The 26,597-nt window shown below is 46.3% G+C and carries 29 protein-coding genes; 5 read left to right on the top strand and 24 right to left on the bottom strand.

Going from position 1 to position 26,597, the window contains the following annotated elements:
- The 6 genes from G6R27_RS00310 to tig all read right to left on the bottom strand — a co-directional run bounded on the left by G6R27_RS00310 (position 1) and on the right by tig (position 4,697).
- On the bottom strand, positions 1-306 hold the full coding sequence (locus G6R27_RS00310) for a PadR family transcriptional regulator (protein WP_213819098.1): 306 nt from the start codon (positions 304-306) through the stop codon (positions 1-3).
- Positions 307-417: 111 nt separating this feature from the next.
- Positions 418-855: a peptide-methionine (R)-S-oxide reductase MsrB gene (gene msrB / locus G6R27_RS00305; RefSeq protein ID WP_213819097.1), complete on the bottom strand. Its 438-nt coding sequence runs from the start codon at positions 853-855 to the stop codon at positions 418-420.
- On the bottom strand, positions 848-1,378 hold the full coding sequence (gene msrA / locus G6R27_RS00300; protein ID WP_213819096.1) for a peptide-methionine (S)-S-oxide reductase MsrA: 531 nt from the start codon (positions 1,376-1,378) through the stop codon (positions 848-850). Before msrA ends, msrB begins: the two co-directional genes overlap by 8 nt.
- A 94-nt stretch (positions 1,379-1,472) precedes the next feature.
- Complete coding sequence (gene yihA / locus G6R27_RS00295; RefSeq protein WP_213819095.1) at positions 1,473-2,057, bottom strand: ribosome biogenesis GTP-binding protein YihA/YsxC; 585 nt, start codon at positions 2,055-2,057, stop codon at positions 1,473-1,475.
- Positions 2,058-2,059: 2 nt separating this feature from the next.
- Positions 2,060-3,310, bottom strand: coding sequence for an ATP-dependent Clp protease ATP-binding subunit ClpX (gene clpX, locus G6R27_RS00290; protein ID WP_213819094.1), 1,251 nt, complete (start codon positions 3,308-3,310; stop codon positions 2,060-2,062).
- 94 nt (positions 3,311-3,404) lie between these two features.
- Positions 3,405-4,697 carry a trigger factor gene (gene tig / locus G6R27_RS00285; RefSeq protein ID WP_213819093.1) on the bottom strand — a complete coding sequence of 431 codons (1,293 nt, stop codon included), beginning with the start codon at positions 4,695-4,697 and terminating at the stop codon, positions 3,405-3,407.
- A gap of 187 nt (positions 4,698-4,884) precedes the next feature.
- On the opposite strand from tig, the gene G6R27_RS00280 reads away from it, so the two are divergent.
- On the top strand, positions 4,885-5,301 hold the full coding sequence (locus G6R27_RS00280) for a GtrA family protein (protein ID WP_213819092.1): 417 nt from the start codon (positions 4,885-4,887) through the stop codon (positions 5,299-5,301).
- A 90-nt stretch (positions 5,302-5,391) separates the two neighbouring features.
- Here the strand turns inward: G6R27_RS00280 and pepV are convergent, their stop codons facing one another.
- Positions 5,392-6,807, bottom strand: coding sequence for a dipeptidase PepV (pepV, locus tag G6R27_RS00275; RefSeq protein ID WP_213819091.1), 1,416 nt, complete (start codon positions 6,805-6,807; stop codon positions 5,392-5,394).
- Positions 6,808-6,972: 165 nt separating this feature from the next.
- On the opposite strand from pepV, the gene G6R27_RS00270 reads away from it, so the two are divergent.
- From G6R27_RS00270 to G6R27_RS00260, 3 genes are all read left to right on the top strand, one after another.
- Positions 6,973-7,827: an NAD(P)H-hydrate dehydratase gene (locus G6R27_RS00270; RefSeq protein WP_213819090.1), complete on the top strand. Its 855-nt coding sequence runs from the start codon at positions 6,973-6,975 to the stop codon at positions 7,825-7,827.
- A 55-nt stretch (positions 7,828-7,882) separates the two neighbouring features.
- Positions 7,883-8,701, top strand: coding sequence for an exodeoxyribonuclease III (locus tag G6R27_RS00265; protein ID WP_213819089.1), 819 nt, complete (start codon positions 7,883-7,885; stop codon positions 8,699-8,701).
- A gap of 162 nt (positions 8,702-8,863) precedes the next feature.
- Positions 8,864-9,634, top strand: a complete 771-nt coding sequence (locus G6R27_RS00260) for a helix-turn-helix transcriptional regulator (protein ID WP_213819088.1) — start codon at positions 8,864-8,866, stop codon at positions 9,632-9,634.
- 49 nt (positions 9,635-9,683) lie between these two features.
- Here G6R27_RS00260 and G6R27_RS00255 read toward each other — a convergent pair whose 3' ends face one another.
- The 12 genes from G6R27_RS00255 to murI form a co-directional block, all read right to left on the bottom strand.
- Entirely contained in the window at positions 9,684-10,781 is a 1,098-nt protein-coding gene (locus tag G6R27_RS00255) for an HlyD family efflux transporter periplasmic adaptor subunit (RefSeq protein ID WP_213819087.1), read from the bottom strand.
- Positions 10,782-10,795: 14 nt separating this feature from the next.
- On the bottom strand, positions 10,796-12,955 hold the full coding sequence (locus tag G6R27_RS00250) for a peptide cleavage/export ABC transporter (RefSeq protein ID WP_213819086.1): 2,160 nt from the start codon (positions 12,953-12,955) through the stop codon (positions 10,796-10,798).
- 40 nt (positions 12,956-12,995) lie between these two features.
- The gene (locus G6R27_RS00245; RefSeq protein WP_213819085.1) at positions 12,996-13,703 is read right to left on the bottom strand and encodes a CPBP family intramembrane glutamic endopeptidase; all 708 of its coding nucleotides are present in this window, start codon (positions 13,701-13,703) and stop codon (positions 12,996-12,998) included.
- Between the two features lie 88 nt (positions 13,704-13,791).
- Positions 13,792-13,917, bottom strand: coding sequence for a hypothetical protein (locus G6R27_RS06380; RefSeq protein ID WP_274381116.1), 126 nt, complete (start codon positions 13,915-13,917; stop codon positions 13,792-13,794).
- Between the two features lie 13 nt (positions 13,918-13,930).
- On the bottom strand, positions 13,931-14,089 hold the full coding sequence (locus tag G6R27_RS00240; RefSeq protein ID WP_213819084.1) for a hypothetical protein: 159 nt from the start codon (positions 14,087-14,089) through the stop codon (positions 13,931-13,933).
- Positions 14,090-14,368: 279 nt separating this feature from the next.
- A complete protein-coding gene (locus tag G6R27_RS00235) occupies positions 14,369-14,902 on the bottom strand; it encodes a 3'-5' exonuclease (protein WP_213819083.1) in 534 nt (177 codons plus the stop codon).
- Complete coding sequence (locus G6R27_RS00230) at positions 14,899-15,453, bottom strand: GNAT family N-acetyltransferase (protein ID WP_213819082.1); 555 nt, start codon at positions 15,451-15,453, stop codon at positions 14,899-14,901. The genes G6R27_RS00235 and G6R27_RS00230 overlap by 4 nt, the downstream gene beginning before the upstream one ends.
- On the bottom strand, positions 15,453-15,908 hold the full coding sequence (gene tsaE / locus G6R27_RS00225) for a tRNA (adenosine(37)-N6)-threonylcarbamoyltransferase complex ATPase subunit type 1 TsaE (protein ID WP_213819081.1): 456 nt from the start codon (positions 15,906-15,908) through the stop codon (positions 15,453-15,455). Before tsaE ends, G6R27_RS00230 begins: the two co-directional genes overlap by 1 nt.
- Positions 15,909-16,035: 127 nt before the next feature.
- Entirely contained in the window at positions 16,036-17,097 is a 1,062-nt protein-coding gene (gene queA, locus G6R27_RS00220; protein ID WP_213819080.1) for a tRNA preQ1(34) S-adenosylmethionine ribosyltransferase-isomerase QueA, read from the bottom strand.
- A gap of 9 nt (positions 17,098-17,106) precedes the next feature.
- Positions 17,107-18,162 (bottom strand): Holliday junction branch migration DNA helicase RuvB, encoded by a 1,056-nt coding sequence (gene ruvB, locus G6R27_RS00215; RefSeq protein WP_213819079.1) that lies wholly within the window; start codon positions 18,160-18,162, stop codon positions 17,107-17,109.
- Between the two features lie 109 nt (positions 18,163-18,271).
- Positions 18,272-18,880 carry an XTP/dITP diphosphatase gene (locus tag G6R27_RS00210; protein WP_213819078.1) on the bottom strand — a complete coding sequence of 203 codons (609 nt, stop codon included), beginning with the start codon at positions 18,878-18,880 and terminating at the stop codon, positions 18,272-18,274.
- Between the two features lie 8 nt (positions 18,881-18,888).
- A complete protein-coding gene (gene murI, locus G6R27_RS00205; protein ID WP_213819077.1) occupies positions 18,889-19,719 on the bottom strand; it encodes a glutamate racemase in 831 nt (276 codons plus the stop codon).
- 95 nt (positions 19,720-19,814) lie between these two features.
- On the opposite strand from murI, the gene G6R27_RS00200 reads away from it, so the two are divergent.
- The gene (locus G6R27_RS00200) at positions 19,815-20,678 is read left to right on the top strand and encodes a YslB family protein (protein WP_213819076.1); all 864 of its coding nucleotides are present in this window, start codon (positions 19,815-19,817) and stop codon (positions 20,676-20,678) included.
- 83 nt (positions 20,679-20,761) lie between these two features.
- Here the strand turns inward: G6R27_RS00200 and G6R27_RS00195 are convergent, their stop codons facing one another.
- From G6R27_RS00195 to G6R27_RS00175, 5 genes are all read right to left on the bottom strand, one after another.
- On the bottom strand, positions 20,762-22,120 hold the full coding sequence (locus tag G6R27_RS00195; protein ID WP_213819075.1) for a DEAD/DEAH box helicase: 1,359 nt from the start codon (positions 22,118-22,120) through the stop codon (positions 20,762-20,764).
- Between the two features lie 74 nt (positions 22,121-22,194).
- Positions 22,195-23,157, bottom strand: coding sequence for a DHH family phosphoesterase (locus G6R27_RS00190; protein ID WP_213819074.1), 963 nt, complete (start codon positions 23,155-23,157; stop codon positions 22,195-22,197).
- Between the two features lie 82 nt (positions 23,158-23,239).
- Positions 23,240-24,325: a DNA polymerase IV gene (dinB, locus tag G6R27_RS00185; RefSeq protein ID WP_213819073.1), complete on the bottom strand. Its 1,086-nt coding sequence runs from the start codon at positions 24,323-24,325 to the stop codon at positions 23,240-23,242.
- 85 nt (positions 24,326-24,410) lie between these two features.
- Positions 24,411-24,770 carry a 50S ribosomal protein L19 gene (gene rplS / locus G6R27_RS00180; protein ID WP_213819072.1) on the bottom strand — a complete coding sequence of 120 codons (360 nt, stop codon included), beginning with the start codon at positions 24,768-24,770 and terminating at the stop codon, positions 24,411-24,413.
- Between the two features lie 120 nt (positions 24,771-24,890).
- Positions 24,891-26,597, bottom strand: coding sequence for a phospho-sugar mutase (locus tag G6R27_RS00175; RefSeq protein ID WP_213819071.1), 1,707 nt, complete (start codon positions 26,595-26,597; stop codon positions 24,891-24,893).

The raw sequence follows: 26,597 nt of genomic DNA, 5'->3' as shown, positions 1-26,597 counted from the left end.
CTATTCTCCCAAAAGGTCGTTTATTTGTGAAGCAAAAAGACGCCAATCGGCCTTCACTTCATCTAAATAACGCTGACCTAGATCGGTTACCTGATAGTACTTCCGAATCCGTTCCGCAAAGACAGCCGAACGCGTCGAAACAAAACCGGCCTTCTCCAGACGACGCAACACCGGATAGGTGGTTGAATCCGAGATCTTCAGTTTCGTTTGAATTTTCTTCGTCAATGCATAGCCGTAAAGCGATTCGTTGATCAAGACTTCCAAAACGACTGCTTCTAAGACCTGGTTTGGTACCTTAATTGCCATGGTAACTCCTCTCGTCTATATTATATGCCATATAGTATTTGCAAACAAATTATTTTCTAATTGAAAAAAGACCAGGGCACCCCGCCCTGGTCTTTTTAATTCATTGATTCTTTACTTAAACAACTTCAGGTACCGACCGTACCCCTCTTTTTCCATATCTTCCTTTGGAATAAAACGAAGAGAAGCCGAATTAATGCAATAGCGTAAACCGCCCTTATCCGAAGGACCGTCTGGAAAGACATGTCCCAAGTGCGAATTGGCGTCGCGGGAGCGTACTTCGGTCCGCGTCATACCAAAGGAATGATCGGTGTTTTCCTGTAAGTCGGCATCGTCAATTCCTTTGGTGAAGGCGGGCCAACCACAGCCCGAATCATACTTATCCGTCGATGAAAAAAGTGGTTCCCCAGAAACAACATCAACAAAGATTCCATCATCCCACCACTGGTCGTATTTCCCAGTAAATGGTCGTTCAGTCCCCGCGTTTTGTGTCACTTCGTACTGCTCTGGAGTCAAGCGTGCTTTTAATTCCTCTTGATCATACTTAGCCATTGATTTTGTCCTCCCAATACTGTTGTTGGTAACGCTTTCTTGGTGCCATCATCATGGCCTCACGGAAAGGATCCTTCTTATAAAAGTCTTGGTGGTACTCTTCTGCTTCATAGAAGGGCTTAGCGTCTTCAATTTTAGTCACGATTGGCCGATCGAAACGACCGGAATCTTCCAATTCCTTCTTAGATTCTTCGGCAATCTTTTTTTGTTCATCCGAGTTCACGAAAATCACCGGCCGGTAAGTATCCCCCCGATCGGCAAATTGACCAGTCGCATCCGTTGGATCAGCCACCTGCCAATAGAGGTCGACTAAATCTTTATAGGAAAACTTATCCGGATCAAACCAGATTTTCACTGCTTCGGTATGTCCGGTCGTATGCGAGCAAACTTCTTCATAGGTTGGGTTTGGTACATGTCCACCAGTGTAGCCAGATCGAACCTTTTTAATGCCCGGTAGGGAATCAAAAGGCTCAACCATACACCAGAAACATCCACCCGCAAAAATTGCTGTATCTTCTGCCATATGAAAAGACCTCCTAAGTACTATTGTACTCAAGAGGCCATTATCGTCAATGGTCTAGTTGTCATTTGTCAGTAAAAAACTACCTTCAAGACCCTTACATCTTACTCTCAATCCAGTCCCAGACGTCTTCTTTACCCGACTTCGTTACGGAGGAGAAGAAACAAAAGTCCGAGTTTTCCGGATTATATTCGACAGCCTTTTTGATAACCGACTCCGATTGGTTTAGTTTTCCACGGGCAATTTTGTCCGCCTTGGTTGCCACCAAAAGAATGGGAATATTGTAATAATCCAACCACCGGTACATCATAATATCTTCTTCAGAAGGCTTGTGCCTAGCGTCAACCAAAGAAATCACCCCACGCAACTGCTTACGAGAGGTAATGTAGGTCTCGATCATCTGACCGAATTCCTCACGCTTCTTTTTCGAGACCTTAGCATAGCCATAGCCCGGCACATCGACAAAGTACAAAGCATCTTCTACCGCGTAGAAGTTCAACGTTTGCGTCTTACCTGGTTGGCCAGATGTCCGGGCGAAATTCTTTCGATTAATCAACGTGTTGGTCAAAGAAGATTTCCCGACGTTCGAACGACCAACCAAAGCAAATTCCGGGCGGCCGTCTTCTGGATATTGGCTAGGTGAAACAGCTGACATGACCATTTCCACATTATGAACATCCATGCTTAGTCCTTCTCTTTCGTCTTCAACACCAACTTAGGCGCCTTACCAGCTTCCACAGAGGCCTTCGTAATGACGACCTTTTCTACATCGTCACGGGAAGGAATGTCATACATCACGTCTTTCATGACGTTTTCAATGATGGAGCGCAAACCACGTGCACCCGTTCCACGAGCAATCGCCAAATCCGCCATGGCTTTTAAGGCAGCCGGCTGGAACTCAAGATCAACCTGATCCAAACCAAGCAAAGCCTGATATTGCTTCACCAAGGCGTTTTTTGGCTGAGTCAAAATATGGGTCAGATCATCAACCGTCAACTCATCTAAGACGGTGATGATCGGTAAACGACCGATAAACTCTGGAATCAGGCCGAATTTTGACAAGTCTTCTGGTTCGACATTTTGCAAAATATTGGGCTCGTTTAACGCTTCCGCATTTTCTGCAGAAGCTGAACCAAATCCGATCACACGCTTACCCAAGCGTTCTTTGATGATCGTATCCAAACCGGCAAATGCCCCACCAACAATGAAAAGAATGTTGGTCGTATCTACCTGGATCAGTTCTTGGTTCGGGTGCTTCCGACCACCCTGAGGTGGAACAGAAGCAACCGTTCCTTCCAACATTTTCAAAAGCGCTTGCTGGACACCTTCACCAGAGACATCACGCGTGATCGAGACATTCTCGGACTTTTTGGCAATCTTATCAATTTCATCAACGTAAATGATGCCTCGTTGTGCCTGCTCAACGTCGAAGTTAGCATCTTGCAAAAGCTTCAGCAAAATATTCTCGACGTCTTCTCCGACATATCCGGCCTCAGTTAACGTTGTTGCATCCGCAATAGCAAAGGGAACCTGGAGGATCTTAGCCAAGGATTGCGCCAAGTAGGTTTTACCAGAACCCGTTGGTCCAAGTAAGGCAATGTTTGACTTTTGCAATTCTACTTCGGTTGTTTTCAGCGCGTTTTCGTTCACTCGCTTGTAGTGATTATACACTGCAACGGCCAACGTTTTCTTCGCATCTTCTTGACCAATGACATAGTCGCCAAGCGATTCAACGATTTGTTTTGGTGTTGGCAAGTCGATTTGTTCTTGCTTGGCATCGACTTGCATCTCTTCTTTAATGATCTGCTCAGCCAGATCAACACATTCATTACAAATGTACAAGCCATCTGGCCCGGCAACCAATTTTTTGACTTCGTCAGCATCCTTACCACAGAAGGAACAGTGGACCATCGGTCCTTGATTTTGCTCTGTCATAAGCCGTCCTTTCATTTACTACTTGTTTGGTCATAAATTTTTACAACCGTCAAAATCTTTCTAAGAAAAAAAGCCCGAAACGGGCTTTTTTCGTTTACTTTGCCTTTGCAGAAGAAACGATCTTGTCAACCGCTTGCTTCATGGCGATGTCATGCTTCAACAATGAATCAGACAAGGATTGCTTAACTTGTTCTTCAGAGATGTTGTACTGTGAAGCCAAGTCCTTCACTTCAGTAGCCACTTCTTCATCTGAAGGTTCGAAGTTTTCCTTCTTCACGATGGCTTCCAATACCAAGTTCGTCTTAACACGCGTGTCGGCACCTTCGGCGAATTGTTCCTTCAATGAATCTTCAGTTTGACCTGAGATTTGGAAGAACATCTGTGGTGAAATTCCTTGTTGTTGCAATTGACCAAGGTATTGTTGCATTTGACGGTTCACGTCTTCATCAACCATGGCTTGTGGAATGTCCCCACCGACAACTTCGGCGTTCTTAACAGCAGCTTCAACGGCTGCGTCTTCGAAAGCATCCTTGGCTGCTTGCTTACGAGCTTCTTCCAAGTTCTTCTTCGTCTTTTCCTTCAATTCAGCAAGCGTGTCAACGTCTTCGTCAACATCCTTGGCAAATTCATCGTCCAATTCAGGCAATGACTTGCGCTTGATTTCGTGAAGCTTTACTTCAAACAAAGCTTCCTTACCAGCCAAATCCTTGGCTTGGTATTCTTCTGGGAAAGTTACCTTCACGTCCACATCGTCACCGGCAACGTGACCAACCAATTGGTCTTCGAAGCCAGGGATAAATGAACCGGAACCTAATTCAAGTGAGTAATCCTTTGATTGACCACCTTCGAAGTGATCACCATCAATTGAACCATCGAAGTCGATGACAACCGTGTCACCCTTTTCAGCCTTCGTGCCTTCTGGCTGCAAAACCAATTCGGCTTGGTTTTCTTGCATGCGCTTGATTTCAGCATCAACGTCTTCGTCTGAAACCGTTGCGTCTTGCTTTTCAACAGTCAAGCCCGTGTAGTCACCCAACTTGATTTCTGGGGCAACGGCCACTTCAGCCTTCATTTGCCAATCAGCACCCTTGTCCATTGAAACTGGGGCAATGTCAGGTTGTCCAACAACCGTGATACCAGCTTCTGCAACCGCAGCTTGGTAAGCGGCTGGCAAAACGATGTCCATCACGTCTTGGTACAAGGCTTCTTCACCGAACTTTTGCAAGAACAGTGACATTGGCACCTTCCCCTTACGGAATCCAGGAACCGCAATCTTGTTCTTGTTCTTTTCAAAAGCGGCCTTCAAGCCCTTTTGCACGTCTTCTTGTGCAATTGAAAATTCTAACGTACCACGGTTTGCATCCGCAGCTGCTGTCCATTTAGACATATCAAATCCTCCAAGTCATTTCTTCCTATTAATTTTAGACTATCTAGCCGATTATCTCAAGGTTTCGGGCCATTAAATTTCAATTATAACCGGCATTCTTTCTAATCTATGGCCAAATAAACCTTTTTAGAACAAATTTTGTTATCATGGTATATAAATCTAGAGCTATATTTAAAAAGGACAGGCCATGGTGAAACGACTGCTTCAAAAATACCATAAAATTCTCCTCTACCTTTTTTTGGGTTTCGGTACTTTTTTGGTTAATATGTTTTCTTATGGCTTAATCGCCAAGGTGGCCAACTATTCCATTTCGTATACCTTAGCCTGGGCAATCGCTGTTCTTTTCGCTTACGTCACTAATCGACAGTGGGTCTTCGAATCCAAAGTGACTGGCTGGAAGCTGGTCCCAGAAATCATCAATTACTACTTATCGCGTGGCCTGACTTTCTGGCTGGGCCTTGTCATCATGTGGCTGGGCGTGCAGATTCTGCACTTTGACGACTTCTACGTTAACATCACCCGTAACGCACTATTGCTTATTCCAAATTACTATTTAGCTAAAATCTACGTATTCAAAGAAACCAAAGAACCAGTAGTCGACTAACACCACCAAAAAAAGCATCCCATGATGGGATGCTTTTTTGTATCGTTTTTAGTCAGGAAAGCGTGCCGCGCGGCTACTTTTCGGCCGCCCTTATTCTTTCAAATTAGCCAATTCAACAATGGCTTGTCCGTAAATGCCCATTGAGCGCACTAGATCATCTACAAGAGCAAATTCATTGACTTGGTGCATCGTCTCGGGTGAATCAGGGAAGAGTGCGCCGAAGGCCACGCCGCGTTCCATCAACCGGCCATAGGTACCACCACCAATGACTTGGTCATGGGCAGGCAGGCCAGTTTGGTCGTGGTAAATCGACAAAAGTGTCTGCACCACGGGATCTTTCGGTGCGACGTAGTGTGGCACTTGGGCGTGACCACCAATTGTCGCTTCATGCGGCCAGTTGGCCACATCTGATGCCAGTTGACCGCGAATGAAATCTGGACTTATTCCCTTTGGATAGCGGAAGTTATAGTTGATGAAGGCGCCGTTTTCTTCATCGAAGCGGATGATGCCGACGTTCATCGAAAGAGCGCCCATCACGTCGTCTTCGAAAGCAACACCGAGCTGACGACCCGTTGGATCATCGTGTGACCAGGTACCCAAGAAGGCCAAGAAACCAGCAGCCGATCCGCCAAATTCATATTGTTCCAAGAAATGTGCCAGATAGGTACCGGCGTTTTCGCCCGTTTCTGGCAAAGAACCATGTACCTGCTTACCGATCAATTCAAAGGAAACTTCGTCACCATCAAGGCTAACCTTTCCTTGAATTTGTGGGTGAGCTTTCAGGTAAGCCGAAAAGTCCTGATCCGCTTCATCAAATGAAAGCCCCGCGACTGTGGCGCGTGCCACCCCAGGTACCATGTTCGTCCGCAATCCAGATTCGAAGTTGAGCAAAGTAACTTTACCGCCATTAGTTCCAGCGGCCGTAACATTGACCTGAACATTTCCCTTTTCCCCATTGATGATTGGATATTCCGCGTCAGGCGAGAAGCCAAAGGCTGGTGCCGGTTCGACTTCAAAGTAACGAGTCATTCCCGTCCAGTCGTTTTCTTCATCCGTTCCAAAGATCAAACGAACACGGCGTTTCAACGGCAAATTCAGGTCACGAATCATTTTGAAGGCATAGTAAGCAGCCAAGCCAGGCCCCTTGTCATCAGAGGCCCCACGTGCAATGACTTTGCCATCCTCAATGACGGCCGTAAAGGGATCTGTGGCCCAGCCTTCACCAGCCGGCATCACATCAACGTGAGCCAAAAGCGCCACGTATTCTTCACTGTCCTTGGGACCAATTTCAATATAGCCGACCACATTGTCAATATTCTTTGTGGTAAATCCATCACGATCCGCTAGGGACAGCATGTGTTCCAAAGCCGCCTTCGGACCGGGTCCGAGTGGCGCATCTTGGGTAGCCTTGCTATCGTCACGAACGGACGGAATTGCCAAATAATCCGCTAAATCCGCCAAATAAGCGGCCTCTTCTTGCTTTGCTTTTAACTGCCAATCGACCATTGCCGTCGCCTCCTTTTAATATACGAAATCATTGCTTTTATCTAATTAAAAGATCCACAGATCATTTGGAAAAGAAGTAAGCTAACTTTTTCATAATTTTCTCATAAACTAATTTTTATTATACACGTCTGCGCGTTAAAATGTGTATAGGAGGCCAAATTCTTTATGAAAAAAATTTCCAAAACAATTGCCGCTTCGGTTGTTCGGCCACGGCCTGCACATAGCCACAAAGGCAATTATGGCCGCGTTTTAATTATTGCTGGTAACCACCAATTTGGTGGTGCCGCCATCATGAACGCGCAAGCGGCCGTTCAGTCAGGCGCTGGTTTGGTCACGGTCGCAACGGATTTGACCAACAAAACCGCCATCCATGCCCGTCTGCCCGAAGCGATGGTTGTGAATTATCGAGATAATTTAGCGGCCTATGTTAAAAAAGCCGACGTCATCTTGATCGGATCGGGCCTAGGCGACGAAAGAGATGTCTTAGAAACCTGCTTCTCAGCAATTTCTTCCGAACAGACGCTAATCGTCGATGGTTCCGCTTTGTCGATGATGGCAGCGTTCGATCTTGCCTTACCTGATGCTAGCCAGCTCGTCTTGACCCCACACCAGATGGAGTGGCAACGCTTGTCTGGCGTGGCCATCGCAGAACAAGTCAACCAAGAAACAAATCAGGCCGCCTTGCAACGATTAGCACCAACTGAGTCAAATACTTCGGCCAACAACAAGACCCCAGCTCTCGTTTTGAAATCCGAAGCGACGCAGGTATACTTGAAAGATGATGTCTACCAGTTAACCGTTGGCGGCCCTTACCAGGCAACCGGGGGCATGGGCGACACATTAGCCGGAATGATCGCGGGCTTTGCCGCACAATTTGCGCCTACTTCTTCAGCCGTTTTGGCGGCTGTTTACTGCCATTCGGCTATCGCAGAAGAATTAAGCCAAAAAGCCTACGTCACGTTACCTTCTAAAATTGCTGAAAAAATTCCGGCTTATATGAAGAAGTTATCAGAAGAATGACTGTCGTTTAGTCATTTGCCAGCGGGCATTATTGTAAATAAAGGAAGAACACAACATGAAATTGATTTCTTGGAACATTGACTCCATCAACGCTGCCGTCGAACACAAGTCCGACCGCGGGCTCATGACTTGGGACGTGCTGAAGGGCATCGCTTCAAAAAAACCCGACGTCGTCGCCATCCAGGAGACGAAGCTCAAGGTCGATGGGTTGACGAAGAAGCAAAGAGAAGCCCTGGAAGAGCTTTTCCCCGGCTACCACTTTTACACGAACTCATCTTCTGCTCGCAAATCTTATGCGGGCACGATGCTGATTACAAAAGAAGAACCGGTTAACGTCGAATATCCTGAAATCGGCGCCCCCGGTGAAATGGACCAAGAAGGCCGCATCGTCACCGCTGAATTTGATAATTGCTTTGTTTCGACAGTCTACACGCCAAACGCCGGTGGCGAACTCGCCCGTTTGGACGACCGCCAATCCTGGGACGACGCCTACCGCGCCTATATCAATGGCTTAAACGAACAAAAGCCCGTCATCTTCTCCGGCGATTTCAACGTCGCGCACGAAGAAATCGACCTGAAGCACCCGAACCAAAACCACCACTCGGCTGGTTTCACGGACGAGGAACGTTCCCACTTCAGCAAGTTGCTCGACGCCGGTTACACGGACACGCTTCGCGCCGCACACCCAGGCGAACCAGACATCTATTCATGGTGGGCGCAGCGCTCCAAAACTTCTAAGATCAACAATTCCGGTTGGCGCATCGACTACTATTTGGTCTCCAACCGCATCGCGGACAAAGTCCAAGACATCCACGTTGTCGACACTGGCGCACGTCAGGATCACGCACCGTTGGTGTTGGAGATTGGAATGTAAGAATTCAAGATTAAGCTCTCAACGTTATTAGACGTTGAGAGCTTTTTTGTTTTGTTATGCAAAAATATCGCAAAAAGTGCTAGCCTAACCAACATCTTTGCTTGTTGCTGGTTCGGTCTCATGCTAGTCTAAGGTCGAAAAAGGCCTTGAAAGGAGTATCACATGGATAAGAATGTTATTTTTCACCTAAGGGCGAAGCAACACCTTTCTCAACAAGCACTCGCTGAGAAAATTTTTGTCTCACGGCAAACCATTTCGGCTTGGGAAAAAGGAAAGAGTCAACCAAGTTTAGAAACAAAAATCTTAATTGCCGAGCTTTTCCATATTGAAAAAGAAAAACTGATGAGCCAACAAGATATTAAAGAACAAAAAAGTCGCCAGTTAAAAGTTAAGAGCATCAAGGATGCCTTCCTTTCCATCGTGGCCTCTGGAGAAAACAAGAATATTCGATTGGAAAGCGTCGCCTTTGCCTGCAATCTTAGAACAGATGAAGTACGGGAGCTGTACCCACACACGCAAAGCATTTTTTTCGAACTCGTCCTCGAAACTTACAACGCAATCGAAAATAAAATCTCAGCCATTTCGTCTTCTGAGCCATCCCCATTGGATGCGTTTTGTCGAGATGTTCTACCAGAAATTCATCGGCACTACACCCTTCTGCACATCCTCTATTCACGCGAATACAGCGATAAATCATGGAGTCGTTCCACCCGAAAACGAAATCACCAGCTTTGCGAAAACTTTTTAAAAAAGCACCATATTCAACATCTCATTCACGATCGTTCTTTTCATGTTGAACTGTTAGTGTCGCTCATCACATCATTTATCGAAGTTTGGATGCGCCGTTCTGTTCCTCTTTCACTGGAACAAGCACAGAAGGCCTTTCGCCTATACACCACTCACTCCACATCTGAACTGATCGAAACTGCCTGACCTTATCCAAAAAAACGACCACTAAAAAAGTGGTCGTTTTTGTTTGAAATCATTTAAAAACCAACTTTCTCAGATCGTTCATCCAAGTCATTTTTCCCGTTATGATTGATACCCTTCCTTCCAAACCGTATCGGATTTGATCATAGTCTCTTGTACTGAGTACAAGCTCCGCCTTGGCTAAATAGACGTTGCCTTCTTTTGTTTTTATTGGTGCCTGGTCAATTTGTCGAACCTTTCCTCTCAACAGTAACGCTTTCGGTCCACTCTGGTTAGCATAAAATCGGACTTTTTGACCAATTTTCAGCTGCTTTACCTCTTTTGCCGGTATCGTAAATTGCACATCCACGATTGTCCCTGTTTTCAAATCAGGGTAGATATCCGCCATTTCCGTTCCTGCTGGAATTGTCGTTAAACTCAAATCATCGTTTCGCAAATGCAGTCGGCCGTCCGTTGGTGCCCTCAGGGTTTCAAGTTCTTCTGCCTGTTGATCGCTAGCATGATTACTTTTCAAATCCAATTGATTATCTGAAAGACTTTGTATTTCTTGCTTGATTGACGCAATTGTTTTGTTCTTTAAGCCTTCTCGTTTCTGTTGGGTGTCTCTGGACAGATGTTGTCGCTGAAGCTCTTTCTCTTTTGTCTCATCTAGGGAATAGCTAATTTGATTCAAACCATTTTCTTCCTCAAGGGTGAGCTCCTCAATCTGACTTCGATAAGCTTGGTACTGATTATAAAGCCCAAAGGCATCTTGAGTTCCAAATCGATTTTGCCCACTTTCAACACTTGCTTGATACATCCTCAAAAGTCCAAGATGTTCATCATTCCGCTTTATTTTCTCTTGATTATTAACCGAGCTAATTTCCCGTTCCGCATGATCAAAACGCAGAAGAACATCGCCTCGATGAACCAATTTATTTTCTTTCAAATGATTTACTACTATTTTGGAATTGCTTGGCGATAAAATTGTCCTCTTACCTTCTTTCGGAGCAACCTGCCCAATTGCCTGTATCGTGATTTCTTTTTTGGTAAAACATAAAAAAAGTACTAAGCATCCTAATAAGGAAATAATCGGCCAAATCACCCAATTAGAAAAATTACCGTATCGACGATGATAAAATTCAACGCTTTCATAACATTGATCATCCATATTTCACCCCCCGCTTATTTCTGTACTAAAGCAGTGTAGGCACGATTCGTTTTCAACAAGTCTTGGTGCTTCCCATCCGCTACGATTCGTCCTTCTTCTAGCATCACCAAACGTTCCACACGCTCTGCAATTGTTAAACGGTGCGCCACGAAAATGATGGTTTTTTCCTCTAAAGATAAAAGATTATCGACCACCTTTTTCTCCGTTAACAAATCAAGATTACTGGTCGACTCATCGAAGACAATAATGGGCGAGTCCGCCAGTAAGGCCCTTGCAAGAGACAAGCGCTGTCTTTGGCCACCGGACAAAGTACCCAAATCACTAATTTCACTATTGTAGCCCTGGCTCATCTTTTCGATATCCGAGCGAATCTCTGCTACTTCGGTCGCCCAATAAACCTCTTCAATGGTGGTCGAATCCTTGGCCCCAAGGAGTAAGTTATCAATAATCTTTCCAGTGAAAAGATGCGCTTCCTGGGGAACGTACGTGATGGTGGAACGCAGCGATAACTTACTTAAATGGCGAATATCAGAACCATTTAGCGTGATTTTCCCCTTATTTTTCTCTAGATCGAAAAATCGCACAAACAGTTTTGCTAACGTTGACTTTCCAGAACCTGAAATGCCGACTAAGGCGATTTTTTCACCTGGAGCTACTCGTAAATTTAAGCCTTCAAGGATTGGCTGTTGATATTGATACTCAAAAGAAACATCATGACATTCAATTGTTAATCGCCTTTTTTCAATCGATAACGCTTGGTCGTCATTTTCAAATTCAGAAGAGACTTCATAAACTTCTTTTAGTCGATGACTTGCGACAAGCGCCGTTTGAATTTTACTTTGCAGGTTTATAATGGTCTGCAACGGGTCAGTGAAATAGCTGAGTAGCGCATTGTAAGCCATCAGCTCTCCCACCGTCAGTTTATCCTGAACAACAAGACGAGCCCCATACCAAAGAACTAAGACCTGGAAAAAGAGTTTCAAAAATCCTTTAAGCGATTCTTGTACCACTGTTATTCGGGATCTAGAAAAAGAGTGCTTTAAAAATTGGACATAATGTTGATCAATATCACCATAACTTTTCGATTCAGCTCCCAAGGACTTGATCGTTTCCATCCCGTTCAAACGTTCGATTACCGATGATTCGAGATCCGCACTAGAGCGCATCGTTTTCACATTCAATTTTTCAAAGGTTCTCACGAAGCTAAAAACTATTAAAGCATATATCGGAATCGATATGGCTGTGATCATAAACAGTCGGACATTGTAACCCAACAAAACGGCTGCCATAATTAACACGATCGCCACGTCAATCAGGAGTGACAGCATCGATGAAGCTACTGCCTCAATGACAGCATTGGCATCATTGAAACGAGAAGTCAGCTCACCCACGCGACGGGTATAGAAAAAAGTCATCGGCAATTTAAACAAATGTTTGATGTAAGACAAGATAATGTCAATCGACAGGCGCTGTCCTAAAATGATTAACAAAAATTGTTGTACGTAAGTCATCACTTGTTGGAAAGCATATGCGACAATCAAGCCAAGGCTCACAATGGCAAGGGTCGACATCATATTATTTGGAATGTATTCATCAACCAGCAACTGTATGAAATAGGAACCAACAATACTCACTAAGGTCACAAAAAGAGAAGCAACCACAATGTTAGCAACCAATCCTTTTTGCCTAAAAATAATCTTGGAAATCCCTGTAATTCTTCCTTTTCCTTTTTCAGGTTTAAATGCGGGGTTAGGGGCAAAGAAAAGAGCAATTCCCGTCCATTGTTCAGCAAACTCATCAAAAGTCATCGACTTCTTTTTGACATTCGGATCCGGATCAGCGATAAAGATTTTATCTTTCGCTACACGATAAATCACACAATAATGTTCAAAAAGCTGCCCATTATCTGGCTTTTGCACGTGTACGATAAATGGATAGGATAACCCTTTCGAATCTTCGAACATCGACATACCTGTACGAAATGCTTGAACAGTGAAATCGAGTTTTTCCGCCCCCTTCTTTAATCCTAGAGCTGTCGTTCCCTCTAGGTTGGTTTTCACTAATTTTCGAATTTCTGCGATTGATCTTTCTTGACCAAATGTTGCAGCAACCATCGCTAAACAAGCCGCTCCGCAATCCCGCTCGTCGACTTGCGATAAGTATCTAAATCTCATAGCGCCTGCTTTCTACTGTTTACAAAATAAAATCCTTGCATTATGCGCTTGCTAGATGCTCCAGCCACATAGTAAATAGTATCAGCCCCGTTGAAAAAAGATTATTCATACCGTGTAAAACAATACTTGCTGATATTTTTTTCGTCTGACGATAAGCAGTGGCAAAGGATAGTCCAATCACGAAATAAATCAAAAACGGATACAGATTATCAAGAGAAATGAAATACCCTGGAAGATGGAGGAAAGAGAACGCCGTAGCCGAAATCACTGAACTAGTAATAGTCAAAGACTTTCTAGAAAATACGTTCATCAAAAAAGCTCGAAAGACAAGCTCTTCAAATATTGGCGCCAAAACTACCGTTGTGAAAATAAAACAAAATAAGCTAAAGGGATTCGACCCAAGAAATTCAGTCACGATATTTTTCTGATTCACGTTAGCGCCATTTAATTTAAAAAGCATCATTAACCCAAAGATAAAAGAGATCAAAATAATCTGGCTAATATAATTTTGGACAATCACCTTCCAATCGAAACGGTTTAATCGGCTAAAAGTTAAATCAACTTTTAGAAATTTCCGAATTAAAAATACTGACAAAATGATGCCAAGTACATATAAGACAAGAGCCACAAAACTATTAAGGATCGAGTCAGAGATCAATTCTATTTTCGCTATCAGAATTAAAAATACGATTAGTAAAATTAAAATGATCAGCTGCCCAGTTGTTTTAAAAAAATTAAACGTTTTCATTTTTTGCCTTTCTCGGAATAAAAGGCCGGCAAATCGCTTTCGCCAATTCGTCAGCCTCTTTTTTCAACATGTTATTTTAAAAATCAGTTTAAAGGAAACTTCTACCCAAGGTTGCCACCCCACTCATAAGCTTTCCAAAGGCATATCCGGCGCGATAGTCTTTTTTACTTCCACCACTTACTGCTAATAAATCCTTATCAGTCAATTTCAACATTTAATTCCTCCAATTAACGTCCTAGAAACCCATCAATAAATCCCTTATAAAAATCATTACGTCCCTTGCGGCCTTTTCCAGAAAAAGTATCTGCCCATAGCATGCCACGGCCACTACCGGCGACCACACTTTTCAATTCAACATCACTAGCAATTGAAATCTTATTTTTCATAATTTCCTCCTTCTTCACAACTTTCTACTGACAGACCAATGAATACGTGTTAGCTAACATCCACAATATAGCACCCTCCCACACAACGTGTTGCCAATCAAATAGCAGCCTAACTGAACCTTTTGCTTGCTTATTTTTGGGATATCTGTTTCAAGTAGCCTGGCAGTTTTTCGGAAGCTCTCAAGAGCCAAACAAAAAAGCACTTTCGATACAATCGAAAGTGCTTTTCCTTTGCGCAGCAACACGCCTCTTATTTGGTACGTTTTTATTGATAAGCTCTTATTTATACCGCACCGCTTCTTTCAACGGTTCCAAGCCAAACAATTGTCCTTGGCGAATCAAAATCTCCGCACAGGCCACCGCATCAGCTAAAGCATTGTGATGGTTTTTCAAAGAGATATCCAAAGCAGCTGAAACGGTGTTCAGCTTGTGGTTCGGCAGATCGGTCATCAGTTTACGTGAGGTCTTCAAGGTATCTAAGACCTGGAAATGCGCATCCGGCAAATCATAGTAGTCCAGACAGGCCTTCAAAACAGAAACGTCAAAGGTGGCATTATGGGCCACAACCAGTTTCTCTTCGGTGAAGAAAGGCGCGATCGTTGGCCAGATCTCTTTGAAGCTGGGTGCGTCAACGACATCCTGTTCGTAGATGCCGTGAATCTGCGAATTCCGGGCGGAAAATGGCGTATCTGGTTTTAGTAACGTATAGAACTGGTCGACAATTTGATCGTTTCGAACCACGACCAAAGCCAATGAAACCGCTGAATGGCGCTGACCCGAAGCCGTTTCAAAATCGATGGCAACAAAATTCATGAAAGTGCCAACTCCCTTCTTTCCAGTGTGGCCACGCGGCCGTTTGGCAGCGTGACCAGTTGTTCTTGGTCTGGCTGAATGACAAAGCCGATCTCATCATAAAGATGGCGGGCCGGGCCGTTTTTTACATCGACATCCAACCAAAGGCAATCATAGCCGACCGTCTTGGCCCAATCAGCCATTTTGTCTAAGGTCGCTCGACCAAGCCCCTGATTTTGGTAAGCCTTTAAAATGGCAATGCCAACCTCGCCTTCTGAAATCGAACCGATCCCAACGGGGTAGCTGACGGCCGGATTCTCATCCGAATCACTTTCACTTTTCGCCTCCGCCCAAACCAGCCAAGTTTTAGCCGGCTGTTCCATCTCTTTTGACAGCGTTTCTTCATCAATGCTTTGTGACTGCTGACGAGCAAGCTCGTCAGCCAATAAAAAGGTATCCGATTCCTGATCCAAGACCGCAAGCAGATCCTGAGCCGCTTGTGCTTGCATCAAATCCATCCCCTTCAAAGAATAAGACAAGGTTGCTTCGTTTTGTTCTTTATTCTCAGTCATTAAGACAGCCTCTCTTCGATCTTTTCAGCCTTGCCAAGGCCCTTAACCGTGATGGTTCGATCGTTCAGACCATTTCCTGTCCGTTCAAAGGTCATGACCAGGCGATCATTCGGTAGCAGGTCGGCCATGAATTGCGGCCACTCGATCAAGGTGACCCCATCTGTTCCCAGATAGTCCTCGAAGCCCTGGTCGGCTGCGCCTGATTCTTCCAAGCGGTAAGCATCGAAATGATACAACGGAATCTGACCTGTCTCGTAAGTGTTCAAGATGTTAAAAGTCGGGCTCTTGACCCGATCCGTGACGCCCAAGGCCAGGGCAAATCCCTTGGTAAAGGTCGTTTTACCGGCCCCCAAATCCCCGTTTAACGTGATAACCAGTCCCGGTTCAGCCAAGGCAGCCACTTGTTCGGCCAGCGCTTTTGTTTCTTTTACATCGGTTGTTTCAAATGTTTTCATAGGCCTATTATAGCATGCTGGGAAGGCTTAGGGTCTGAAGCACTCGATGCAAAAATTAAAAAAATCCAGTCGAGTGCCAGAGATGACCATACAAAAAAAGCAGCCACAACGGCTGCTTTTTAACGTGTTATTTGTGCACAAACATGGCATCCCCAAAGGAGAAGAAACGATACTTTTCGGCCACTGCGTGCTCGTAAGCGTTTAGGATGTGCTCCCGGCCGGTGAAGGCCGCCACCAGCATCACCAACGTCGACTTTGGCAGGTGGAAGTTGGTGATGAAAGCATCGACAACTTGCCAGTCATAGCCCGGTTTGATGAAAATGTCGGTCCAGCCGGAATCGGCCTTCAGTTCGCCAGAGAACTTCGTCCCGATCGTCTCCAAAGTCCGAATCGAGGTCGTTCCCGTCGCCACGATCCGACCACCATTGGCCTTCACCTTGTTCAGCACGTCAGCGCCTTCTTCAGACAGCTGATAGAACTCGGAGTGCATCTTATGATCCTCGATGTTTTCCTCGTCGACCGGACGGAAAGTCCCAAGACCAACGTGCAGGGTCAATTCGACCAGTTCAACGCCCTTGTCAGCCACCTTTTTTAAAAGCTCCGGGGTCCAGTGCAAGCCGGCTGTCGGTGCAGCCGCCGAGCCATCGACCTTAGAGTAAACCGTCTGGTAGCGCTCCTGATCTTCCAGCTTTTCCTTGATATAAGGAGGCAGCGGCATCTCGCCCAACTGCTCCAGGCGTTCCATGAAGATGCCTTGATAATCAAATTCGATATAACGCCCACCATGATCGAGTTCCTTAACGATGGTTCCGGTCATCACCGGATTTTTGGGGTCATCTCCGAAGACAATCGTAGAGCCGACTGGTGACTTTTTAGCAGGCTTGACCAGAACTTCCCAGACATCCCCATGGTCTTGGCGAAGCAAGAGCACTTCGGCATGACCGCCTGTTTGCGGACGAATTCCGTGCAAACGTGCTGGTAACACACGGGAGTTATTCATAACCAAGGCATCGCCTGGGTTCAGATAATCCAAAATATCATAGAAGTGCTTGTCTTCGTACGCCCCCGTTTCGGCGTTTAAGACCAGCAAACGGGAAGACGAGCGGTCCGCCAAAGGCGTTTGGGCGATCAATTCTTCCGGCAAATCATAGTCGAAATCGCTTAATTGATAGTGTGGTGCATCCGTCATGAAAGCCTCCTAATGTTCTTCTTCGTATGGGCGGTTTAAATGCTCATAAGCCGCTTCGGTCACGACACGGCCGCGTGGCGTCCGCTTCAAAAAGCCAATCTGTAGCAAATAAGGTTCGACCATCGATTCGATCGTGTCCTGCTCTTCGCCAATGTTGGCCGCAATCGTCGCCAGACCAACTGGCCCGCCATGGTAGAGGTCAATCATCGACAGCAGTAACTTGTGGTCGGTCTCGTCCAATCCCTTCTGATCGACGCGCAGCTTATCCAGCGCCATGTCGACCAATTCGGGTTCGATAGCCGTCTTTCCAGCTACCTGAGCGAAGTCGCGAACCCGCTTCAGCAAGCGGTTAGCAATCCGCGGCGTTCCCCGTGAACGCAGGGCGACCGCCAGGGCGCCCTCTTTGGTAATCGGTGCTTCGAAGATGGCGGCCGTTCGTGTCACAATTTCCGCCAAATCTTTGGGCTCATAATAAGCCAGCGAGTTGATGATGCCAAAGCGATCACGCAAAGGCTTCGACAGCATCCCCGGACGAGTCGTCGCCCCCACCAAAGTAAAGGGTGGCAATGGGAAATGAACCGCTCGAGCTGTTGGCCCTTGACCGACCATGATGTCGATGTAGTAGTCTTCCATGGCCGAATAGAGCATTTCTTCGATGTTCATTGGCAGACGGTGAATCTCATCGATGAACAGAACGTCGCCCGGTTCCAAGCCGTTTAGTAAAGCAACAAGATCACCGCCCTTTTCAATGGCCGGACCGGATGCCGTCTTCAGGTTCACCCCTAATTCGCTTGCGATAATCATCGCCAACGTCGTCTTACCTAGTCCTGGAGGGCCAAATAAAAGCACGTGATCCAAGGCTTCTTCACGCATTTTGGCAGCCTGCAAATAGACAGAAAGCTCATCTTTTAAGGCCTTTTGTCCGATGTATTCGGACAGTTTCTTTGGTCGCAAGGACAATTCGCCTTCTTGCTCTTCTTGATTAGCTGCAGCGTTTTTTAAGAGCTCGTCCGTCTCGTTTTGCCCTTCGAACCAGGTGTTAAATTGTGGATTTTCGTCAGTCATTAGTCCTATTATAGCGTATTTGATTCGATTTTTGGCTGCTTCCGCTGGTCCTCTTTTTGACCATTTCTACTCGCCTCATTTACCAAATAAAAAAGCCGGTTCCCCGACTTTATTGGTTCAGCCATGCTGGTAGTTTTAAGATCAACTCTTTTAGTGCCCGAGCGCGATGGGAGACGGCGTTTTTTTCTTCCATTGTCATCTCGGCAAAGGTCTTTTGAGCAGGTGCGTAATAAAAGATGGGGTCGTAGCCGAAGCTTTCCTTACCATCCCAGTTTTCAGTGATGAAGCCATCCACACGCCCTTCGGCCACCAATTCCTCATAGCCCTTGAAAGCGACCACCATCACCGTTGTGAAGAAAGCCTCGCGATCGGTTGGCGCATCGAACCCTTCCATCTTTTCCAAGACCTTGCGGTTGTTAGCGGCATCATCGTGGTCCCCAGCGTAACGGGCGGAGTAAACACCCGGCTCCCCATTCAAAGCTGGAATCGTCAACCCAGAGTCATCAGCCAAAACGAAGTCGTGTGGGTAAACAGCAGCAATCGTCTCCGCCTTCTTCTTCGCGTTCTTGAAAAAGGTGGCGCCATCTTCTATAATGTCTGGTACTTCAGGCAAATCCGACAGTGACACCACCACCAGATCAATTGAGGCAGCCATCAATGTTGCCTTAATTTCTTTCACCTTATTGACGTTATTACTTGCAATAATTAATCGTGTCATCATCATCCTCATTCTTCTTTGGTCAAGGTGGCTAAAGGGAGGTGGCTAAATTGCCAGTCCCCTTGGCCCAGCCAATTTCTGGCAATCGTCTCAAAAGAGGCAACCGAGCCAGTCGTATAGAGTTGATAACTCGGCTTTTTCGTATCGGTTTTCCGCAACAAGCCGTTGACTTTTAAATCAGCCGCCAGCTCCAAAGCCGTTACTGCTCCCGCATCAATGAGTGTGACGTCATTGCCAACAGCTTTTTTGATGGCCGATGTCAACAAGGGAAAATGGGTGCAGCCAAGAATCAAGGTATCGATTTGATCGTTTCTAAAAGCGGCCAAATGATCGGCTACTTCCGCTTCAGCTGCCGGCTCTTGATAACGATTTTGTTCAACCAGTTGGACAAAATCTGGCTCCGCCTGGGCAAAAACTTTGGCGTTTTTATCTAAAGCAGCGATTCCCTGCTGATATTTATTTGATCGAACCGTTCCTTGCGTCGCGATCAAGCCAATTCTCTTTGAACGAGACGCTTCCACCGCCGCCTTGGCTCCAGAATCAATCACGCCAATGACCGGAATGTCCAACTCATCTTGCAAAACCGGCAAGGCGCAAGCCGTTGCCGTGTTGCAAGCGATAGCTAACACTTTGATTTGATGTTTTTCGACCAAATAATGAGCAATCTGTCGGCTGTATTTGATCACTTCTTCTGGATCTTTAGGGCCGTATGGATTGCGCGCGTTATCCCCGACAAAAACAATCGATTCGTTTGGCAAAAGCGCCTTAGCCGCCTTGACGACTGTCAATCCACCAATTCCCGAATCCATCATTCCAATTGCATGTGCTTCATTTTCCATACTCCTATTATCGGATAATCATAAAAAAAAGCAAGAGAGACTGGGTCTAAAGCTGATCACTTTGTTATAATAAACAGAAGAAAGGATTTCTTTTCATGGCAAACGATCGAACACACCAACAAATCGGCATGAATCGTTCTGAAAACGCTTTTGCCTCGCTGCTCCTCCGGGATGCTTTGTTGCAAAATTTGTTAACAGACGACTACGCGAACATCACTTATTGGGCTGGGAAAGAATTGGCCCGCCAATTCCCACTCGAGTCGATCGCTGAAATTGCGAACTTCTTCGAACAAGCTGGCTTTGGTAATTTGACGATCACTTATCAGGGCGAAGCCGAGCAACAGTGGCTCGTTGCTGGTCCTGTTATCAAAGACCGCTTAGCTTTGAACCGGCAAGCCGACTTCTCACTGGAAGCTGGTTTCTTGGCCCAACAAGTGGAATTACAAAACGAAGCGATTGCTGAAAGTTACTTTCAGGTCAATATGCGAAAGCACACGGTAACGATTACTGTCATGGTAGATAATCAACACCGTGTCGAATCACTGACCGCATCGGAACAAGTTGCCCTTCGTGACCGTTTCTTTGATCTCATGGATGAAAAAACAGAGGCCGTCACCGCACAAATTGAAAATTCTGGCGCTGTAAAGCCCGCTTCAGAATCGCACATGCTTGACCAATTGGCTGAAGTCAAAGAAGAGGACGCGATGCAGCAGCCAAGCGCGCTTTCTGAAGCCGAAGATGAAGCCGTCGTGAATACTAAAGACGGTCAAAGCCAAGTCAGCCAACCAAAAACACCTACCGAAGAGTGGACTGCTTCGGCGACGACTGAAACGACCAATACACCGGTCGAAAATGAGGAAGACAGCCTTTCAGTCGAACAATCGATCACCAATTCACTTCTGGCTTTTGACCCAAAGAGCAAGAAACACCGGGATTCTAAGACAGCCCTAGACTTCTAACCACTTATAAAAAAAGCACCCGACGTTTTGTAAACGTTGGGTGCTTTTTTATTGACAAGCGCCACTCATCAGAGGCACTTTTCTTAACTATTCTTATTGTCACGACGCGTATTTCGCCGTTCTTGACGAGCTTCGATTCGCCGGTCCATTTGCTGTTTACGCTTCAAATTATTCTTAATTTGGCGCTTGTAGCCAGGCTTGACCTTCTTCTTCTTTTTCTTGACCATTCCGACCATTTCAGGATCGAGCTTCTTAGTCGTTGCTTGTCTTTGATAACGCGCCTTACGGTCTTTGACATCAACAATTTCGCCTTTTTTCAGCTGCTTGTTTTGGAAGATAACACCGAGCTTTTCCAACTCTTCAATCTTCTTCTCCTCGTCTGGTCCGTACAACGTGACGGCCGTTCCAGGCATACCGTTTCGACCCGTTCGGCCAACACGGTGAACGAAAAATTCCAATTCACCCGGCACGCCATCATTGATGACATGGGAGACACCTTCAATATCAATCCCGCGAGCAGCCAGATCCGTCGCGACCACGTATTGATAATCCAAATGCAAAATGCCCTTCATGACACGACGCCGTTCGCGTGGTGGTACATCTCCATGAATTTCAGCAACTTTGAAACCTTGACCACGTAAGTGAGCGGCCAATTCCTTGACACGCTCCTTTGTATTTCCAAAGATCAGCGCTAGATAAGGGTTGAAAGCCTTAAGTAACCCATCAATCACTTCTTCTTTGTCCTTTGAACGCGTGGCAATCAGCCAGTTATCGATTGTGTCAGCAATCGTGGCCGACGTTGGAATCGTCGTGAAGGTCGGATTATCCATGTACTTCTTCAAAAATGGCTTCAGCTTTTCTGGCATGGTAGCCGAGAAAACCAAAGTCTGCAAGTCCTTTGGCATCGCGCCGGCCAAGAAGTCCACATCGGGCAAAAAGCCCATGTCAAGTGTCATATCAGCTTCATCAACAACCAAAGTCTTCACTTGGTTCAATGACAAGGCCCCACTTTTGACCAAGTCGGACAAGCGGCCCGGTGTTCCAATAACCAACTGTGGTTGGTGCTTGTCAAGCTGACGGATTTGACGCGCTTTGTCCGTACCACCGACATATTCGGAAATCGCAACCTTCTCCATAGCCATGGCCTCTCCAAAGGCACGGGCGGCCTTTGCAATTTGAGCGGCCAACTCGCGTGACGGCGTCGTAATCACAACTTGAGTCTTTTGTACTCGCGGATCCAAATTGTTAAAGATCGGCACCAAAAAGGTGTGGGTTTTCCCAGAACCCGTTTGCGACTGGCCGACCACATCCCCACCACGTAAGATCGTCGGGATTAACTTAGCCTGAATCGGCGTTGGTTGGTCAAAGCCGATCTTTTTTAAGGCAGCGATCACTTCTGGCTTTAAATTAAATTGGCCAAATTGTTGGCTTTCTTCTGGCATATTGTCCTTACTTTCTTTGCAAGTGCTCGGCCCAATAGACCGAGCAGAGAGCGAAATGTGAGCGTTTCTTGCGCTTAGTCCTGCTTTTTCAATGCAGCGTCGACACGATCAATCACTTCTTGAATTTGTTCTTTTCCATAAGCCCAGGCACCAGAAGCAAGCGGATGTCCCCCGCCGTCAAAGTCTTGGGCAATGTCATTAATGACAATCGAGCGTGAACGCAAGCGGACACGATAATCCCCGTTGTCTTGTTCCTCAAAAATGGCCCAGGCCTTCACCCGATCAATTCGTGATGGAATCGAAACCGTATATGACGTACCAGCATCCCCTAAGTGGAAGGAATTCAGCAGATCACGGTCCAACACCACGTAAGCAAAGCCAGAGTCAAGCACGGTAATGTTTTGCATGACCCATCCAGAAAGCTTAACCGCCGGTTCTGGTAACGTTGTCATTGCTGTGTACATGGTCTGGTAGTCAAAACCATAAGCGACAAGCTTACCCGCAACATCGAAGACGTCTTGATTCAATGAGTACATGAAACGCCCGGTATCCCCGATGATACCGATGTAAAGGAAACGAGCCGCCTCCTTAGTCATCACCAACCCTTGGTCCTTCAAAGCCCAAAAGAATTTGTAGATCAAAACGGCTGTCGCCGAGGCGTCATCTTCGACCCACTGCCAATCGCCATAAGGTTCGACATTTGGATGATGATCGATCTTGACAACTTCCATACCGTTACGCCAGCGTTGGTCATCCACCCGAGGATCGTTGGCCGTATCAACCACGATCACCAACGCCTTTTTGTAGGCCGAATCCGGTACATCATCGGCAATTTTCTTACCATCCCCAATCCAGGCAAGGCCAGGAATTTCTTTACCAGCCGCATAGATTTTCTTTTCGGGAAAAGAGGCCTGCAAAATGGCCTGCAAGCCGAGTTGCGAACCATAAGCATCCGGATCAGGCCGCTGGTGGCGGTGAATAATGATGGTATCGTAACGCTTGATTTGTGAAAGAATATCTTCTTGAATGCTTGCCATATCGTCGTCCTGTCTTTTTTGTCTGTCTTTTATTATACCCCAGAAAAGGAGGCTAACAAAAGGGGAATCCCGTGCGCTGCTCTTAAAAAAGTGTCACTGCTTCATATTTTTGAGGCACGATATTGGAAAAGGTTAGTCCCAGCAAACGCACGGAAAATTCATCCGGATAACAGTCATCAAAGATCAACATCGCTTGCCTAGTCATAAAGGCCGGATCCAAATCAAAGGTGTCGGCCAAGGTGATGCCCTTGGTCTGAGTGTGGAAATCGTCGTCTCGAATCTTGACCGTTAACGTCCGGCCGAGCAACTTGCGCTTTTCCATGTTTTGCACGACCTTTTCGGCCAATTCCTTGAAGGCAGCTTCAACCTGTTGGCGGTCGTGCAAGGCGAACTCAAAAGTCGATTCCTTACCAACCGATTGACGAACCGACCGGTCCTTCACCGGGCTAAAATGAGTCGCTCTGGCTTGCCAATACAAGACATCACCAAAAGACCCAAAATAAACGCGCAGGTCATCCAAGGACATCGCGTGCAAATCCCGACCGTCTTTAACGCCAAGCTTTTGAAACTTTTCGAGCGTCTTTTCTCCGACACCACGAAAGGCCTTGATGGGCAGAGCCAACATGAAGTCCTGAGCCAATTCACGGGGAATCACCGTCACCCCGTTTGGCTTGTGGTGCTCAGAACCGAGCTTGGCCAACACTTTGTTATAGGAAACCCCGACGGAACAGGTTAGCCCCGTTTCCTGCCAGATTCGATGGCGAAGCTGGGCCGCCAAAGTAGGAGAAGCCATCTTGTTTTCGGTCACGTCCAAGTAGGCCTCATCCAAAGCCACCGGCTCAATCGTATCCGTGAACTCATGGTAAATAGCATGAATCTGTACCGAAATTTGACGGTATTTATCAAAGTCCGGTGCCACAAAAACCAAGTCCGGACAGGCCCGTTTCGCCTCAATCGATCCCATGGCCGAGTGAACCCCAGCCTTTCGAGCAAGGTAATTAGCCGTGGCGATGACCCCGTGACCATGATGCTGATCAGGGTCACGACCGATACCGAGGGGGACTGTTTTTAACTTTGGATTGTCCCGCATTTCGACCTGCGCATAAAAAGCGTCAATATCGACGTGTAAAATCTTTCGATGATCAACCGCCTGTAAAAATTCGGTCATTTTAGTGCCCCCTTTCTGCTCCATTTTTCCTATCTTATCGCAAAAGAAAAAGTCTCCACTAAAAAGTGGAGACTTAAACTCGAACTTAGGCGTCGCGACGACGTTCCTTAATACGAGCTGCCTTACCTTGCAATGAGCGCAAGTAGTAAAGCTTGGCGCGGCGAACTTGACCAAAGCGAGTCACTTCAATCTTGTCAACACGTGGTGAGTGTACTGGGAAAGTACGTTCCACACCAACACCAGAAGAGATCTTACGAACCGTGTAAGTAGCCTGGATTCCAGTGCCCTTACGCTTAATCACAACTCCTTCAAAGAGCTGAACACGTTCGCGAGTACCTTCGACGATCCGAGCGTGAACTCGAACCGTGTCCCCTGCGCGGAATTCTGGAACATCGTTCCGCAATTGGGATGACGTAACTTTTTCTAACAAACTGTTTTGACGCATGTGTCATTCTCCTAATCGCCAATCTTATGCTTGCCTAACGACTGACGCACAGCGGATTACCGTTAATTATGGCTTATTGCCTTTTACTAGTATAGCAAAGGATGAGCCGGCTTGCAATTTTTAGTCCTGAACTTTTCCGGCCATTTCCTTTTCATAAGACGCCAACTTACGATCGGCTTCTTCCTTCGAATCTGCCACGACACCCAAGTAGAGCTTCAGTTTCGGTTCAGTACCGGAAGGACGCAGCGCAATCCATGAACCATCGGCCAACCAGTATTTCAACACGTTAGCTTTTGGTTGTGGCATTTTCTTGACCGCACCAACACGATCCCTTTGTGTCTGGCTGGCAAAGTCCTGGGTCGCCAAGACCAATTGATCCGCAACCTTTTCCAGCTTTTCGTTGCGGAACTTGGCCATCAAATCGGCCATTTCCTGGTGACCGGAGACACCTGGGAATTCGTAGGCAATTGTCTTTTCTTCGAAGTAGCCGAATTGCTTGTACAAGTCATCTAGGCCATCTGCAAAGGAACGGCCCTGTTCCTTATAATAAGCGGCCATTTCGGCAAAGAGGACCAAGGCTTGGATGGCATCCTTATCGTGGGCAAATGGCTTGATCAAATAACCAAAGGATTCTTCAAAACCAAAGAGATAAGTGTAGTCCTTCTTTGCTTCAAAACGGTCAATCATGGCAGCGATGTACTTAAAGCCAGTCAAGACATCGAAGGTCGAAACGCCAAAGGACTTGGCAATTTCAGAAGCAAATCGTGATGAAACGATGGACGTCACGATTGCTCCGTTTTCTGGCAACGTTTGCGTCTTCTTCTTAGCCGTTAGCAAGTAATTAACCATCAAGGCCGCAATTTGATTACCAGAAAGCACCTGGTAGGAACCATCAGCCAAACGTACGGCTGCCCCCATTCGGTCAGCATCGGGATCGGTTGCCACTACCAAATCCGCCGCTTCCTTTTTGGCATAGTCGATAGCCAAAGAAAGTGCGGCTGGATCTTCAGGATTAGGCTTTTTGACCGTTGGGAAATCCCCATCCAGTTCGGCTTGTTCTTTTACAATCGTATAGTTGGAAAAGCCAGCTTGTTGCAAAGCTTTTTCTCCAATGTATTGACCCGTTCCGTGCAGGGGCGAGTAAACGAACTTTAAAGCTGCCCCTTCTTTTTGGATGAGGGCTTGATCCACTGAAATCGTTTTTACTTCAGCCAAATAAGGATCGTCAACAAGACGATCAATGATCGCAACAGTTGCTTCCGAGCGGTCCTGTTCAATCGTAAATGGATCGTCAATGGCGGCCCGAGCATCGATGACTGCTTGGACGGCTTCTGGAATCATTTGTCCACCGTCTTCACCGTATACTTTGTAGCCGTTGTCTTCCTTTGGGTTGTGGGACGCGGTAATCATAATTCCAGCAAAGGCCTTCAGATGGCGAACACCAAAGGACAGTTCAGGCGTTGGTCGTAAGGATGAGAAACGGTAAACCTTGATACCGTGAGCTGAAAGAACACGAGAGGCAACCGTCGCAAATTCTTCAGAATGGTGACGGGAATCAAAGGCAATGACGACTCCGCGTTCCTTTGCTGTTTGACCATTTTGATCGATGTAGCTAGCCAAGGCTTCGGTGACTTTTGCAACGGTCACCACATTGATCTGATTTGGGCCAACGCCCATGTGCCCACGCATACCAGCCGTTCCAAAAGCCATGTCTTGATAGAAGGCTTCTTCAATACCCGCTTCGGGTAAGGCCGCTAATTCGGCCGCCAAGTCTTTTGGTAGGTCCGCCTTTTGCCACTTTTCAAACGTTTCTTTATAAGTTGTCAT

Source organism: Fructobacillus papyriferae (assembly GCF_018437225.1).
GTDB lineage: Bacteria > Bacillota > Bacilli > Lactobacillales > Lactobacillaceae > Fructobacillus > Fructobacillus papyriferae.
This window is presented reverse-complemented; position numbering and strand designations above follow the sequence as displayed.

Bases quoted from the DNA above. Each gene is read 5' to 3' on its own strand.
- G6R27_RS00310 (WP_213819098.1), bottom strand. From the start codon at position 306: ATGGCAATTAAGGTACCAAACCAGGTCTTAGAAGCAGTCGTTTTGGAA.
- msrB (WP_213819097.1), bottom strand. From the start codon at position 855: ATGGCTAAGTATGATCAAGAGGAATTAAAAGCACGCTTGACTCCAGAG.
- msrA (WP_213819096.1), bottom strand. From the start codon at position 1,378: ATGGCAGAAGATACAGCAATTTTTGCGGGTGGATGTTTCTGGTGTATG.
- yihA (WP_213819095.1), bottom strand. From the start codon at position 2,057: ATGGATGTTCATAATGTGGAAATGGTCATGTCAGCTGTTTCACCTAGC.
- clpX (WP_213819094.1), bottom strand. From the start codon at position 3,310: ATGACAGAGCAAAATCAAGGACCGATGGTCCACTGTTCCTTCTGTGGT.
- tig (WP_213819093.1), bottom strand. From the start codon at position 4,697: ATGTCTAAATGGACAGCAGCTGCGGATGCAAACCGTGGTACGTTAGAA.
- G6R27_RS00280 (WP_213819092.1), top strand. From the start codon at position 4,885: ATGGTGAAACGACTGCTTCAAAAATACCATAAAATTCTCCTCTACCTT.
- pepV (WP_213819091.1), bottom strand. From the start codon at position 6,807: ATGGTCGATTGGCAGTTAAAAGCAAAGCAAGAAGAGGCCGCTTATTTG.
- G6R27_RS00270 (WP_213819090.1), top strand. From the start codon at position 6,973: ATGAAAAAAATTTCCAAAACAATTGCCGCTTCGGTTGTTCGGCCACGG.
- G6R27_RS00265 (WP_213819089.1), top strand. From the start codon at position 7,883: ATGAAATTGATTTCTTGGAACATTGACTCCATCAACGCTGCCGTCGAA.
- G6R27_RS00260 (WP_213819088.1), top strand. From the start codon at position 8,864: ATGGATAAGAATGTTATTTTTCACCTAAGGGCGAAGCAACACCTTTCT.
- G6R27_RS00255 (WP_213819087.1), bottom strand. From the start codon at position 10,781: ATGGATGATCAATGTTATGAAAGCGTTGAATTTTATCATCGTCGATAC.
- G6R27_RS00250 (WP_213819086.1), bottom strand. From the start codon at position 12,955: ATGAGATTTAGATACTTATCGCAAGTCGACGAGCGGGATTGCGGAGCG.
- G6R27_RS00245 (WP_213819085.1), bottom strand. From the start codon at position 13,703: ATGAAAACGTTTAATTTTTTTAAAACAACTGGGCAGCTGATCATTTTA.
- G6R27_RS06380 (WP_274381116.1), bottom strand. From the start codon at position 13,917: ATGTTGAAATTGACTGATAAGGATTTATTAGCAGTAAGTGGTGGAAGT.
- G6R27_RS00240 (WP_213819084.1), bottom strand. From the start codon at position 14,089: ATGAAAAATAAGATTTCAATTGCTAGTGATGTTGAATTGAAAAGTGTG.
- G6R27_RS00235 (WP_213819083.1), bottom strand. From the start codon at position 14,902: ATGAATTTTGTTGCCATCGATTTTGAAACGGCTTCGGGTCAGCGCCAT.
- G6R27_RS00230 (WP_213819082.1), bottom strand. From the start codon at position 15,453: ATGACTGAGAATAAAGAACAAAACGAAGCAACCTTGTCTTATTCTTTG.
- tsaE (WP_213819081.1), bottom strand. From the start codon at position 15,908: ATGAAAACATTTGAAACAACCGATGTAAAAGAAACAAAAGCGCTGGCC.
- queA (WP_213819080.1), bottom strand. From the start codon at position 17,097: ATGACGGATGCACCACACTATCAATTAAGCGATTTCGACTATGATTTG.
- ruvB (WP_213819079.1), bottom strand. From the start codon at position 18,162: ATGACTGACGAAAATCCACAATTTAACACCTGGTTCGAAGGGCAAAAC.
- G6R27_RS00210 (WP_213819078.1), bottom strand. From the start codon at position 18,880: ATGACACGATTAATTATTGCAAGTAATAACGTCAATAAGGTGAAAGAA.
- murI (WP_213819077.1), bottom strand. From the start codon at position 19,719: ATGGAAAATGAAGCACATGCAATTGGAATGATGGATTCGGGAATTGGT.
- G6R27_RS00200 (WP_213819076.1), top strand. From the start codon at position 19,815: ATGGCAAACGATCGAACACACCAACAAATCGGCATGAATCGTTCTGAA.
- G6R27_RS00195 (WP_213819075.1), bottom strand. From the start codon at position 22,120: ATGCCAGAAGAAAGCCAACAATTTGGCCAATTTAATTTAAAGCCAGAA.
- G6R27_RS00190 (WP_213819074.1), bottom strand. From the start codon at position 23,157: ATGGCAAGCATTCAAGAAGATATTCTTTCACAAATCAAGCGTTACGAT.
- dinB (WP_213819073.1), bottom strand. From the start codon at position 24,325: ATGACCGAATTTTTACAGGCGGTTGATCATCGAAAGATTTTACACGTC.
- rplS (WP_213819072.1), bottom strand. From the start codon at position 24,770: ATGCGTCAAAACAGTTTGTTAGAAAAAGTTACGTCATCCCAATTGCGG.
- G6R27_RS00175 (WP_213819071.1), bottom strand. From the start codon at position 26,597: ATGACAACTTATAAAGAAACGTTTGAAAAGTGGCAAAAGGCGGACCTA.